Genomic DNA, 13,007 nt, shown 5'->3' with positions numbered 1-13,007 from the left:
GAAATATCAAATACTTTAAAATATTCTAAATTTTGAAATGATTATATGACAAAGTTTTTGGTGGATAAGGCCGCAAATATACCGGATGGAAAATTAAAAAATATTACTGCCGGTGGTAAAGAAATCGTAATAGCCAATGTTAAAGGTGAATACTATGCAATTAATAATATATGCACCCACGCAGGAGCTGAATTACACGAGGGGGTTCTAGAGGGTAATGAACTTGTGTGTCCGTGGCATGGTGCTAAATGGAATGTTCAGACAGGAGAACTTATCTGGTTTCCCCAAAAACTAAAAAACCAGCAGTCATACAATGTGGTAATAGAGGGTGATAATGTATTTGTCGAAATATAATATTAGCACTAGGATGAGCGTCACAAAACAAGGTAAATATTTGTGAAAATTAATGAATTTATTTCAACACTGCCTAATTCAATATTAACCGGCGACAGTGTTGTTATTCCTGATGATTTCATTAGAAAAATGTTCTCCTTTTCGGATCTAAATAAAGACGATATTTTTTATCATCTTGGAATTGGTAACAATCCTTCAACTTTACGGATTGCCCTAGAAGAATTCAAAGTTAAGAAGGCTGTGGGAATTGATATTAACGCTACAATTATTGATGAAATCAAGTCGAAAACCAAAATCATCAAAAATGCATATGCCATTAATGAAAACGTTACTAGTTGTTCGCTATCGGAAGCGACCGTAATTTTTTCTTGGTTTACAGACGAAAAAATAAGCAAGTCGTTATCCAAAAAATTTGAATCCGAGTTAGATAGTGGTTCTAGAATTATTTCTGTATGGTCTCCGCCAGCTCTTTATTTACCAGACAAGATTGATTTCCCCATATTAATATGCGAAAAACCATTCAAAATTGGAGTTGATATTAAAGATCAACTAAAAGCAATCTATAAAACAGATTGTATAGACTTTACAGCCGCTTGGAATTTGGCCGACAGGTACATCAAATCTTTTGAAACAGTCGACTTACGCCATCATCGGTTCCTGAATATCTTACAAAGTTTAATAATATGGTTTAATGCAAGAGATTTAGGAATAGCATGCGAAAATGAAATTCCCCCACCAGTAAAGAGTTATGTAGAAATATTGAAATATTTTTTTAATATAGATCTAACTGATTTTTATCAAAATACAGTGAATTTATGATTCGAACTTTAAAAAACTAGTTAGATTTGATTGATGTTAATTTTTTTAATTTTTTTCTGTAATGTAATAAAATAAATTATTAAAATTTTTTGTTAGAAAAATTTTTTATAATTTATTGTCCATATCTTTAATAACAATTTACCCCAAAGATTATAACTATTGGTATTATGAAGCAGAATTATAAGATGGACTTTACAATTAATGAGGGGCGAAGAAACTTAACAGTTCCCCTATTAGTTGAATCAGCTATTCTAAATGATGAGGGTAAACTATCATCTACCGGATCGTTATCGGTAAAGACCGGAAAATTTACTGGTCGTTCGCCGGAGGATAAATTTATTGTCAAGGATGATATCACTGCTAACTCGGTCGATTGGGGTAAGGTTAATCATCCTATTTCTGAGGAGAACTTTGAAAAAATACTCGTTCGTATGACAGAATATATCCATGATAATAATTTAGGCGAGAAGCTCTATACCTTCGATGGATATGTTGGAGCTGATATCTCTTCTAGACTGTCGATACGAGTCATTACAGACAGAGCATGGCATAGTTTGTTTGCAACTCAAATTTTCATAAATGCATCAAAAGAGGAATTGTCTCATTTTAAACCTGATTTTACTTTATTGTCAGTTAATGATTTTGCATCTATTCCAGAGTTAGAAGGGACAAAGTCTGAAACTTTCATAATCATCAGTTTCAAGCGAAATTTGATCCTGATGGGGTCAACGTCTTATGCTGGTGAAATAAAGAAATCGATGTTTTCAGTCATGAATTTTCTTTTGCCTATAAAGGGTGTATTTCCTATGCATTGTTCTGCAAATGTAGGTAAAGATAATAAGTCCGCTCTATTTTTTGGTTTATCTGGAACAGGTAAAACAACTCTTTCAGCCGATGAAAACCGACTGTTAGTGGGAGATGATGAGCACGGCTGGTCTGATAATGGTATATTTAATTTTGAAGGCGGTTGTTACGCTAAATGTATCAATCTAAACAAAGATAAAGAACCACAAATATGGAATGCAATCAAATTTGGTTCCGTAATGGAGAATGTTGTTATTGATCCTTTTTCTAGGGAACCTGATTTTTCAGATGGTAGTTTGACAGAAAATACGCGTGTGGTATATCCTTTGAATTTCATTCCTGGGTCAGTTATACCAAGTATCTGCAGTCATCCGTCCGTCATAATTTTTCTTACGGCAGATGCCTTTGGGGTCCTGCCTCCTATCTCTAAATTATCAAAAGAGGGCGCCATGTATCATTTCATGTCAGGATATACAAGCAAACTGGCAGGGACCGAACGAGGGATTACTGAACCAAAAGAAACATTTTCTCAATGTTTTGGAGCTCCTTTCATGCCATTAAAAGCTGCGAAATATGCAAAATTACTTGGGGAGAAGATAACAAAATATGATTCAAAAGTTTATTTAATCAATACTGGCTGGTCTGGCGGTCCTTATGGAATAGGTAAACGAATAGAATTGAAATATACCAGGAAGATGGTTTCTGCAGCACTGAAGGGAATATTGGATGACATTCAATATGAGACTCATAAAACGTTTAATCTCGATTATCCTACGTCATGCCATGACGTTCCTACTTCGATATTAAACCCTCGAAATACTTGGCATGACAAGAATCAATATGATTTTTCTGCTAAAAGACTGGCTAGATTATTTATAAATAATTTCAAGAAATTTGAACCTATCTCTGAAGAAATTATGAAGGCTGGTCCTCATTTAGACTAGAATCATTTACTTTATAATTAATCCAACGGATTTTTCTACCTTCAATTTAAAAGGTAGCCCGGAGCAGATTCGAACTGCTGTCTCCAGGTTTCTTTTCTATAAGATTCAGAGCCTGAAATCCTTAGTCCTTTTGGAGTTTGACCGCTAGATTCGGCACCATTTTTTTTCTATGGTTCCACCGGGCTTCACGAGCTACATTTTAAGATATCTGTTTCCATTATTTTATTTTATCTCTTATCTAATGAATCACTTGTAAGCTAAAGAAAAATATATTGTCTATTTTTTAGTATTTATCTCTCTAATTACCGTTCCATAATCAAGATGGACTTTTTTTCTCATATATGGGATCAATTTATAATGAATTGAATAAATATTCTTTTCACGCACTAGAATACCTTTAACCAATAATGAAACAAACCCTCCTGCAATCTTGGACGGCAAAATCTCTTTATTTTCACAAACACAATCTCTCTTGATGTGATATTCTTGTAATGTAAAATAGTTTCTGTTCACTTCCAATACCAGTGGCCAGATGACGTATTCCCATACCAACCGGCGATTTTCAGTAGAGGATGCGTGTTTTCCCTTTCTTCTTTCCTTTTGTTTGTAATTCTCTAATGTCATTTTCTCAAAGTTTTGATCTTTATAATTGAATTTGATATCATAGTCACATTTAAACACCCGGTTTTATAATTCTACATACATGGCGTTATCTCATGGGGGCGAGGAAAAAGTTAATGATGTCTCATCCGCATTAGATGAGCTCTCAAAAAAATGGAGAATAGATTCAATTGTTAGAGATGTACATCTGAGAAAACGTTCAGATATCCAAGATTACACAATCAAGATAAACCAGGTTACTTATCATCTTCCTTTTTTATCTGAATTATCCCTTTTTTTACTGTGGGATTGTTTATGGCCCGATTGTCATAACTGCTGCGATAAGCAAGGAAGATTACCATTAACATCTAAAGACATATTCAAGATTTCAAAACAAATGGGGTATCAAACACAGTCATCGTTTTTGCGTAATGAAACTTATGTAGCAACATGGGAAAATGATTCAACTTCAGAATCCAATTCTGAGTTAATAACTACTTTAACCATGTTAAATTTGAAGAGAAAACAATTAGAAAATGAAACTGACAATGGTCATCCCATCAAGTGCAGATTTCTAAACGAAGGCGGGGGATGTCAGTTACATCCGAATAAACCCGGCGTATGTTGGTTATATCCTTTTTTTTCGTGGAGTCAAAATGAAAAGAATCTAGTTTCTGTACATGCATCATTTCAACTTACAGGTGATTGTCCGGGCTTCTACTTGAGCAGGAATTTGGAAGATATCATGCCTACTCTAGTTAAATATTCCGAAATAATATATAATTATACAATGAATGTTAACACTACAATTAGAGAAGGGTTTGGAAAAATCGACGTTATCAGCTAATACAAAAATATTTTTCAAAACAAAAAATAGGTTATTTTGATTTGGCATACTTATTGTTAACATCTTCCCAATTTATCAGATTCCACCAAGCATTCACATAGTCGGGTCTTTTATTCTGATATTTAAGGTAATAAGCATGTTCCCAAACATCACATCCCAGCAGTGGTATCAGATTCTCTGTCCTGGGACTCGTTTGATTAGGCATGGATTTATAATCTACTTTGTTGTTCTTTGGGTCAAATACTAACCATCCCCATCCACTTCCTTGAATACCTACCGTACTTGTAGTAAACTTTTCCTTAAAAGCTGCAAAACTTCCAAATGAATTATTTATTGCCTCAGCAATGGATCCTTGTGGTTCCCCTCCTCCGTTTGGAGATAAATTGGTCCAAAAAATTCGATGATTGTCAAATCCACCGCCATTAAAGTTTATTGCTGGTCTTAAATCGTTGGGTACATTCCCTATGTCATTGAGTATTTCTGTTATATCCTTATTCTGAACATCTTGAGGACATTTCTCAAGAGCTGCGTTAAGATTATTGGTATATGTTTGATGATGTTTTGTATAATGGATTTCCATAGTTTTTGCGTCTATATGTGGTTCTAATGCATCATAGTTGTATGGAAGAGGAGGTAATTCGTATTTATTCATTAAACAATTGTGTATACGAAACCTTTTATCCTTTTCCTTTTATTTCATCCGTTGTTTTGGTGCGGAACCCTGACCAACAGGGTTTAAAGTGACTATTTAATACAATCTCTATCTCTCTCTCTGATATTATTTAGCATCAATCGGAAACATATTTATTTATTCTAAGTAGAATAAAACGATATTATGGTAATCAATAATGATCTCCTTGAACAACGTAAAAAGATTTCAGAGCATCGTCCCAAATTTAAGAGACAAGAAAGCTGGAGATACAAAAGATTAGCTGTTAACTGGAGAAAACCCAAGGGCGTTGACAATAAGATGAGAAAGCAAGTCTCAGGAGTGCCGGCATTGGTAAAGATTGGTTACCGTGGTCCTCGAATATCGCGGGGATTACACCCTTCTGGTTATGTAGACAATTTGGTTCATAATGTTAAAGATCTGATGTTGCTGGATAATACTAAGGATGCAGCACGCATAGCACATACTGTTGGAAACAAGAAAAGACTAGAGATTATTTCAAAAGCAGAGTCAATGGGCGTCAAACTATTAAACGGAAAAAAAGCTGAATCCGATTCATCGAAAACCTCAACCGTGAAGAAAGATTCATCGAAAACCTCAACCGTGAAGAAAGATTCATCGAAAACCTCAACCGTGAAGAAAGATTCATCGAAAACCTCAACCGTGAAGAAAGATTCATCGAAAACCTCAACCGTGAAGAAAGATCAAAAGTAGTGATATAAGTGGTAGTAAATATACATAAAAAAAGAGAACTAGCATCCCGAATTCTTGGAGTTGGAGTTAATAGGGTAAGATTTGAACCTGACAAATTAGATGACGTAGCCGATTCTATTACTCGTGAGAATATAAGATCTTTGATAAGTAGTGGGTCCATATGGACTGCAAAAGTTAAAGGCACTTCTAGGGGTCGAACAAGGACAAAACTCGAAACTAAGAAAAAACATGGAACTGGTCCTGGATCCAAAAAAGGTAAAAAAACAGCTCGCGTTGGTAAAAAGGAAGTTTATGTTATCAAGGTACGATCGATGAGAAGGCATCTAAAGATATTAAAAGAGCGAAAGGATATTACTAATGAACAATTTTGGACGCTGTATAAAAAAGTAAATGGTGCTCAGGTGCGTTCCTTGTCTCATCTCAGGGAACTGGTCAAGATAACAAAAACACATTAAATAGTATTTCATTATCACTATTTTATTTTACAAGTGATACTAGCTTTTTTATAATTCTTGTTTACTACAAATCTTGAAGACATCGGAGGATAATTTCCTTAAATCTGGGAACGAAATCAAAATTGTCTATTTCATTATAATTGATCCAGTAATAGTCTGAATGTTCCCAATCTAATATTACTTTTCTTGTTTTCGAAACAAAACAGAATGGTTGGATGACTATCATTAACTCCTCGTGAATTTGAACATGTAGTTGGTTGAATATTTTTCTTAAAGTTAAATCATCTTTATTTATTTGTGTTTCCTCATAGATTTCTGTCAATGCTCTGGAGAGTATATCTTCATTTTTTTCAAGATATCCACTCACTCCCGCCCACTTTTCTTGCATGGTTCTAACTTTCATACTTCTGCGTAAAATCAAAACTTCCTTGTTATTTTTTAAAACCGACGTTGCAACCATCGAAGGGTTGTTATGACTAGAGCCACTGAAACTCACGTCCCTCTTCATTTTAATTCTTGATTTATTATTTGCCGTATAAGTTTATCAAGTTTAGGACATTGGTTGTGTGATTGGAACCATATTTTTTAATCTCTTTCCGAGTTACATCTTTTTGGCTATCTAGTGATTTATTTTTGACTTAACTGATTCTTTCTCTATTCTTTGAGCCAAAAACAAAAAATACAATACTATCAAATCAGATGTACTTTATTTCTAATTCTTGCGTTCTTAGGAGGGATAATATTCGTTCCTTTTCACTACTCATTCCTTTCTTGTCGATATAAATACTAGTTACCTTTTCAATACTTTTTCTTCTCATCTGTTCTAACATTTCATTACTAATGAATCTCAAATTATGCTTACTAGCAATGGCTGCGAATGCGACGTTCGAAGTTAGGATTAATTTGTTAAATTTTTGGGGATAATGATTTCCCCCCAGCCCTATTGAGATTTCCGATTCTTCAATATTTGCATTTTTACTAACATTTTCAATCGTCTGTATTAAACACTCACAAACCATCTTAGCTGTTTTCTTGTTATTCCATTCTTCTTCAGAAGATCCTATTTCTATAAACAAAATTGGATTTACAGATGATGTTGGCCCGTGGTGCGAGGCTTCAATGGTCAGATCATAATTATGCAGGCTATTTTTCATCGAGTATAAATTTTTCATGTACTCTTTTTGAAAACTAGGGTATGCAATCCCTATCTCAGATGGTGCCCCACCTAGCGAATTATCCATTGAAAAATTTCCTGTAAAGTGGGATGTCAATGCAGGTATTTTACTCTTTGATGCATGCTTGGATAAGAAGATTAGTATACTATTTGAAAATTCAAATTTGTCAATGTTTCTTAAGTGAATTAATTCTTCATCTGTTACAAATAAATTCAAATCGTAATATTTTTTGGACCTGAAAAATTTAATTTTAGGATTACAACTTCTAACATCTTGATTTTTATCAGTTTCAAGTTTAGAATAATCATTGAGATAATCAATGTCCTCTAACTCTAATTCTATCTCATTTTCCAAACAGTTTAGCATTGTAAGACTGGCAATATCTTTAGATGATGTTATGATTGTAAACTTGTTTAACAAGAAGAACAAGAGATCTTGTTTAGATTTATTTCTTATTTCTATGATATAAGTATTAGAATTGATATTGGAAGCAAATGTTATAAACTTATAAATTCCAAAACAAATACGTTTAATGATTCTATAAGTATGCCAAAAAACCTTCACAAAGACGATGATGATTTGGATTTGATAGACTTGAATGATAATAAGTATAATAATGATAATGAAGAATCTGAAAAAATTGACCCTGTCAATGATCTTGATGGGGGTAAGAATGAAAAAAAATCAAGCAACACCAGGTTAGTTAATAAAGATAATACAAAGAGGGCAAAAGATAATGACCTAAGTGCTAACGAATCTAAAAATGCCCAAGATAAGAAATCAAAAGATCCTGACAGTCAAACTGGAGATTCTGGACTATTGTCAAACGACGACGAGAGTGATTCAAAATTTTTTGTTGTTAGGGTTGCTGGTGGTCAAGAAAGTATGATAGCATCTATGCTGCAGAGTAGATTACATTCAAAGAAAATAGAGGGTATCTACTCGGTTTTATTTTTAGAAAATTTTAAGGGTTATGTAATCGTTGAAGCAGTAGACTCAAATATCGCATACGAGGCTTTGCATGGAATACGACATATAAGGGGACAAATAAGAGGTGAACTTCCTTTTAAGGATCTTGAGGGTTATCTGATTAAGAAACCAGTAGTTACCGAATTGATAATTGATGACACAGTGGAGATTATTGCTGGTCCATTCAAATCCATGAAGGCCAAAATAATGAGAGTTGATTACGAAAAGCAAGAAGCCACAGTAGTTTTACTTGATTCTCCATATCAAATCCCTGTAACCGTTGACGCCAATTATCTAAAAAAGTCTTTATAGAATTATAAGTGGTTTTTACATTAGTCTGGTTGTAATATCTTATGAGTGAAAAAAAAACCGTTAATGCATTAGTAAGCGGGGGCGAAGCTAGCGCGGGGCCACCTTTGGGACCTGCTCTCGGACCACTTGGAATCAACATTTTACAGGTTGTTAATACTATAAACGAAAAAACCAAAGATTTTCCGGGAATGAAAGTTCCAGTCAAGGTGGAAGTCGACACTGAGACCAAACAATTCACAGTTGAGGTTGGCATACCTCCTACTGCTGCCCTTATTTTCAAGGAGTCTGGAGTTACCAAAGGATCTGGAACTGCTGGTACCAATTTTGTAGGGAATATTTCAATGGAAGGTATTGTCAAAATATCAAAAATGAAACTAGATGTTTCTTATGCACAAACTATAAAATCGTCTTCAAAAGAAATCATTGGCACCTGTCTGAGCTTGGGTATCAAAGTAGATGATAAGGTAGCAAATGAGATATATCAAGATATATCGACTGGCAAATACGATTCTTTGCTATCCTAACTTTTTTTTATATTTTGATCAAATAAATTAATTTTGTTTAAGTAAGTTTAAAATATACCAACGACTGCAGTGTAAACTATAATTTTAAGGTGAATGATGGAAATATGTCAATTCAAACAGGATCAGCAGGCGGAATGCCCGTTTTAATATTAAAAGAAGGCGCAAGTGAGACAAAAGGAAGAGAAGCTCAGAAAAATAACATAAACGCAGCAAAAACAGTCGCAGAAATAGTAAGAACCAGTTTAGGTCCTAGAGGCATGGATAAAATGCTTGTAGATTCGTTAGGTGATGTCACTATTACTAATGATGGTGCAACTATTTTGAAAGAAATTGATGTTCAACATCCTGCTGCCAAAATGATGGTGGAAATAAGCAAGGCAACGGATAATGAGGTGGGAGACGGCACTACTTCCGTAGTGGTTTTAGCCGGTTCTTTAATTGAAAAAGCAGAGGAGTTGATAACAAAAAATGTTCATCCAACGGTAATTGTAGATGGGTATAGAAAATGCGCTGTCAAATCAATAGAACTTTTAAACAATATCGCTATCAAAGTAACAAATAACGAGAAAGAGCAATTAATAAAAATAGCCAAGACCTCAATGCAAACTAAATTAGTTTCAAAGGAATCGGATGACCTGGCAAATATTGTAGTGACAGCTGCTCAACAAGTATCTGAATCTCGAAATGGATCTACTAAGGTCGATTTGGATGATATCAAAGTTGAAAAGAAATCTGGTGGTTCTATTAAAGATACAAAATTAATAAAAGGAATAGTTTTGGATAAGGAGGTAGTTCATGGAGGAATGCCCAAAAGGGTAGAAAAAGCTAAGATAGCATTAATCAATTCTGCCCTGGAAATAGAAAAGACTGAATTCGACGCAAAATTAAATATTACATCACCCGAACAAATGAAAAGGTTCCTTGATGAGGAAAACACCATGTTGAAGAACATGGTTGAAAAAATAACTGGGTCTGGTGCTAACGTAGTAATATGTCAAAAAGGATTAGATGACATTGCACAACATTATCTTGCAAAAGCCAATGTTCTGACGGTTAGACGTGTGAAGGAAAGTGACATGACAAAATTATCACGGGCCACTGGTGCAAGAGTTATCAATAATTTAGATGACTTGACCAGTAAAGATTTAGGAGCTGCTGACCTCGTAGAAGAAAGAAAAGTTGAAACTGACAAATGGGTGTTCATAGAAGGATGCAAGAATCCGAAGGCTGTAACCATCTTAATACGCGGTGGATCCCAAAGAGTGGTGGATGAGGCAGACCGTTCTGTACATGATGCACTTATGGTGACTAAAGATGTTTTGGAAAAACCATTGATAGTAGCTGGCGGAGGATCACCAGAAGCATATGTTTCCGGTAAATTAAGAGAATGGACTAATACATTGACTGGTAGAGAACAATTGGCAGCTGAAAAATTTGCTGAAGCATTGGAAATTATCCCCCTAACCCTTGCCGAAAATGCAGGGATGAACCAAATTGATACTTTAGCTGAATTGCGATCTAAACAAAACAAGGGATCAAAGTGGGCTGGAATTGATGCACGTAATTCGCGAATTGCAGACATGGCTAAACTTGAAATATTCGAACCGTTAGCAGTAAAAGAACAGATTATCAAATCGGCTACTGAAGTAGCATCCATGCTATTAAGAATAGATGATGTAATTGCATCCAGTAAATCGGCTGGTGGAGGTGGAGGAATGCCTCCAGGCGGAATGGGTGGAATGCCTCCAGGCATGGACGGCATGATGTAGAAGGATACACATTCCTTATTTTTCTCAAGGTACATTTGCTGTTTTTCATACTTGGATTTTATCCAAAAAAATATTATTTTTAATTTAGAATTTCGTCATCCAATAAAATTATATTTGAATTGGAAGTATTAGTTAACGGGGTAGGTAGGATCGGGGTGCTAGCCGTGCCCCTTACCGAAAATCGGCTTTATGTCGGGATCAGTAACTGTTAGGTAAATTCGTGAATGGGAGGATACCCGCTCATTCGACTAGGATGAAATCATGCCGTATCGGATGGCTATGAGCAGCAACTTACATGAAGGTGTAAAATTGACTGTGGATTGTTGAAATGGGTGAGGTCCGGGAGGGAGCAACCCTAAGGCATCGCAGCCGTGCTGTTACGTCTACGTGGTGGATTTAGGAGGATTTGAAATGGGGCCTTTTGTTCATGTTGGTACTAATGGGCTACCCTACTCACTTTTAATAATGTTTTTTATAAAGCTTTATTATTTAGCTAAGTTTGAAACAGGTTAAATATTTTATTCCATATTTAAGATAATGGTTCAAGATATTTCCGACATCAATAGGGATGAGAATAAGACTGATGGGATTAGTAAGACTATGGATGCAAAAGATATCCCGGTATCAAATAGCAGAAGTTTAGATGAAACAGAGAGCGGCGTCACAAGAGCCATAAAGGATTCCATCGAGAGGAGTTCTCGTGACAACAGAAAAGATTCTCAAACATCATTCAAACAAGTCATTGATTTGGCGAAGAATGTTGTGAATGAATTGCCAACAATGGTAAACTTAACCAGTAAGACTGTTAACAAAATGATCGTGATAGGAAAGGAGGGCATCGAATCCATAAATAATTTTAAAAATAGTGTGAGTTATGCCTACAAAGATAAGTCTGAACAATAATGGCAATCATAAATAAATATACTCAAATATTTCAAAATGCATTTTAGTTAAACTATTATTTGCAAGTATGATAGTAAGATGCGATCATGTCATATTTGGATTAGTTTTGTTTCGGGAGTATTGCTTTATCCATAACGTTAAATCAGTTTTTTTTTATATCTTGAAATATTGATGTCAATTCTATGCGCGTTTTGAATCTACTGATAATTATACTCGTATAATTTCAAAATTAAAATATGTGCTAATACTTCAACATTTACCTATTTATACGGTTTATGCAAACCAAAAGTCTTTTTTGCATTAACTTAAGTTTGTTGTGAACTATTCATCTATAATTTTTTTAATAATTGGAAACACAGCAATTTTCAAAAATAATTCATCATAAGAAACCTAAGATACTTTTAGGTGAAATTGTTATAAATATTATCCATCTATTTTTTTTGATTTTTATGACTCTTCCAGGCGGTGAAATATCGAAAAGAGAATTACATTTTATATGGATTGTAGATAGCTCAGGATCTATGAGGGATGATGGAAAGATCCAAGCCTTGAATTATGCTATCAAAGAGGCGATTCCTCATATGCAAAGAGAATCTGAAAATAATATTCAAGCGAATTTGCTAATAAGTGCATTAAAATTTTCCACAGGTGCACATTGGATTATTCCACCTACAAGGGTAAATGAATTTAAATGGACTGATATTGAAGCAAAAGGTGAAACTGATTTAGGACAAGCATTCCTTTTGCTTTCTGAAATTTTGCGTATACCTCCAATGACCGAAAGAGGGTTACCACCAGTTTTGGTCTTGCTCTCTGATGGACAACCCACTGATAATTTTAGAGATGGTTTAGAAAAATTAATGTCAGAGCCATGGGGTCAAAAAGCAATTCGTGTATCTATCGCAATAGGTGAGGATGCAAACATGGATATTCTTCAAAGATTTATCGGAGATAGTGAAAGACAACCGCTGTTGGCTCGGAACCCCGAATCACTTACAAAATATATAAGATGGGTATCAACAGTTGTGCAGTCAGCTTCTGCTAGACCTAAAAGCCAACAAAAATACTATGACAGCTTCATTTCGAATGTCGATATACCTACACCTCCTACAACGATATCTGGAGCAGCTGATGTGTGGTAATTAATT

General features: G+C 34.8%; 14 protein-coding genes, 1 tRNA gene and 1 pseudogene. 11 read left to right on the top strand and 5 right to left on the bottom strand.

The window, feature by feature from the left end:
- The first annotated feature begins 45 nt into the window (after positions 1 to 45).
- The 3 genes from AB0A59_RS10625 (at position 46) to pckA (ending at position 2,921) form a co-directional block, all read left to right on the top strand.
- Positions 46 to 354 carry a Rieske (2Fe-2S) protein gene (locus AB0A59_RS10625; protein ID WP_458743659.1) on the top strand — a complete coding sequence of 103 codons (309 nt, stop codon included), beginning with the start codon at positions 46 to 48 and terminating at the stop codon, positions 352 to 354.
- 42 nt (positions 355 to 396) lie between these two features.
- On the top strand, positions 397 to 1,173 hold the full coding sequence (locus AB0A59_RS10620; RefSeq protein WP_458743658.1) for a class I SAM-dependent methyltransferase: 777 nt from the start codon (positions 397 to 399) through the stop codon (positions 1,171 to 1,173).
- 185 nt (positions 1,174 to 1,358) lie between these two features.
- Complete coding sequence (gene pckA / locus AB0A59_RS10615; RefSeq protein ID WP_458743656.1) at positions 1,359 to 2,921, top strand: phosphoenolpyruvate carboxykinase (ATP); 1,563 nt, start codon at positions 1,359 to 1,361, stop codon at positions 2,919 to 2,921.
- Positions 2,922 to 2,975: 54 nt separating this feature from the next.
- Here the strand turns inward: pckA and AB0A59_RS10610 are convergent.
- Positions 2,976 to 3,106 (bottom strand) — tRNA-Gln (locus tag AB0A59_RS10610).
- Positions 3,107 to 3,197: 91 nt separating this feature from the next.
- Positions 3,198 to 3,545, bottom strand: coding sequence for a hypothetical protein (locus tag AB0A59_RS10605; RefSeq protein ID WP_458743654.1), 348 nt, complete (start codon positions 3,543 to 3,545; stop codon positions 3,198 to 3,200).
- Between the two features lie 79 nt (positions 3,546 to 3,624).
- Between AB0A59_RS10605 and AB0A59_RS10600 the strand changes: the two genes are divergently transcribed.
- Entirely contained in the window at positions 3,625 to 4,368 is a 744-nt protein-coding gene (locus AB0A59_RS10600; protein ID WP_458743652.1) for a YkgJ family cysteine cluster protein, read from the top strand.
- 31 nt (positions 4,369 to 4,399) lie between these two features.
- Here AB0A59_RS10600 and AB0A59_RS10595 read toward each other — a convergent pair whose 3' ends face one another.
- Positions 4,400 to 5,020, bottom strand: coding sequence for a superoxide dismutase (locus AB0A59_RS10595; protein ID WP_458743651.1), 621 nt, complete (start codon positions 5,018 to 5,020; stop codon positions 4,400 to 4,402).
- 183 nt (positions 5,021 to 5,203) lie between these two features.
- Between AB0A59_RS10595 and AB0A59_RS10590 the strand changes: the two are divergent.
- Positions 5,204 to 5,572: pseudogene (locus tag AB0A59_RS10590) on the top strand (50S ribosomal protein L32e); the annotation flags it as partial.
- Positions 5,573 to 5,760: 188 nt separating this feature from the next.
- Complete coding sequence (locus tag AB0A59_RS10585) at positions 5,761 to 6,207, top strand: 50S ribosomal protein L19e (protein WP_458743649.1); 447 nt, start codon at positions 5,761 to 5,763, stop codon at positions 6,205 to 6,207.
- 64 nt (positions 6,208 to 6,271) lie between these two features.
- Here the strand turns inward: AB0A59_RS10585 and AB0A59_RS10580 are convergent, their stop codons facing one another.
- Together AB0A59_RS10580 and AB0A59_RS10575 are read right to left on the bottom strand one after the other, a co-directional pair.
- On the bottom strand, positions 6,272 to 6,715 hold the full coding sequence (locus tag AB0A59_RS10580) for an NUDIX domain-containing protein (protein WP_458743647.1): 444 nt from the start codon (positions 6,713 to 6,715) through the stop codon (positions 6,272 to 6,274).
- Positions 6,716 to 6,902: 187 nt separating this feature from the next.
- Positions 6,903 to 7,802, bottom strand: a complete 900-nt coding sequence (locus AB0A59_RS10575; RefSeq protein WP_458743645.1) for a D-aminoacyl-tRNA deacylase — start codon at positions 7,800 to 7,802, stop codon at positions 6,903 to 6,905.
- A 15-nt stretch (positions 7,803 to 7,817) separates the two neighbouring features.
- Here AB0A59_RS10575 and AB0A59_RS10570 point away from each other — a divergent pair, with 15 nt between their 5' ends.
- The 5 genes from AB0A59_RS10570 (at position 7,818) to AB0A59_RS10550 (ending at position 13,001) form a co-directional block, all read left to right on the top strand.
- Complete coding sequence (locus AB0A59_RS10570; RefSeq protein WP_458743643.1) at positions 7,818 to 8,663, top strand: transcription elongation factor Spt5; 846 nt, start codon at positions 7,818 to 7,820, stop codon at positions 8,661 to 8,663.
- A 41-nt stretch (positions 8,664 to 8,704) separates the two neighbouring features.
- On the top strand, positions 8,705 to 9,187 hold the full coding sequence (locus tag AB0A59_RS10565) for a 50S ribosomal protein L11 (RefSeq protein WP_458743642.1): 483 nt from the start codon (positions 8,705 to 8,707) through the stop codon (positions 9,185 to 9,187).
- 104 nt (positions 9,188 to 9,291) lie between these two features.
- A complete protein-coding gene (thsB, locus tag AB0A59_RS10560) occupies positions 9,292 to 10,956 on the top strand; it encodes a thermosome subunit beta (protein ID WP_458743640.1) in 1,665 nt (554 codons plus the stop codon).
- A 537-nt stretch (positions 10,957 to 11,493) separates the two neighbouring features.
- A complete protein-coding gene (locus AB0A59_RS10555) occupies positions 11,494 to 11,859 on the top strand; it encodes a hypothetical protein (RefSeq protein ID WP_458743639.1) in 366 nt (121 codons plus the stop codon).
- Between the two features lie 449 nt (positions 11,860 to 12,308).
- Positions 12,309 to 13,001, top strand: a complete 693-nt coding sequence (locus AB0A59_RS10550; protein WP_458743637.1) for a vWA domain-containing protein — start codon at positions 12,309 to 12,311, stop codon at positions 12,999 to 13,001.
- The last annotated feature ends 6 nt before the right edge of the window (positions 13,002 to 13,007 follow it).

The organism is Candidatus Nitrosocosmicus sp. T, assembly GCF_054408485.1.
The sequence above is the reverse complement of the archived record's forward strand: the minus strand, read 5'-3'. Positions and strand labels throughout refer to the sequence as shown.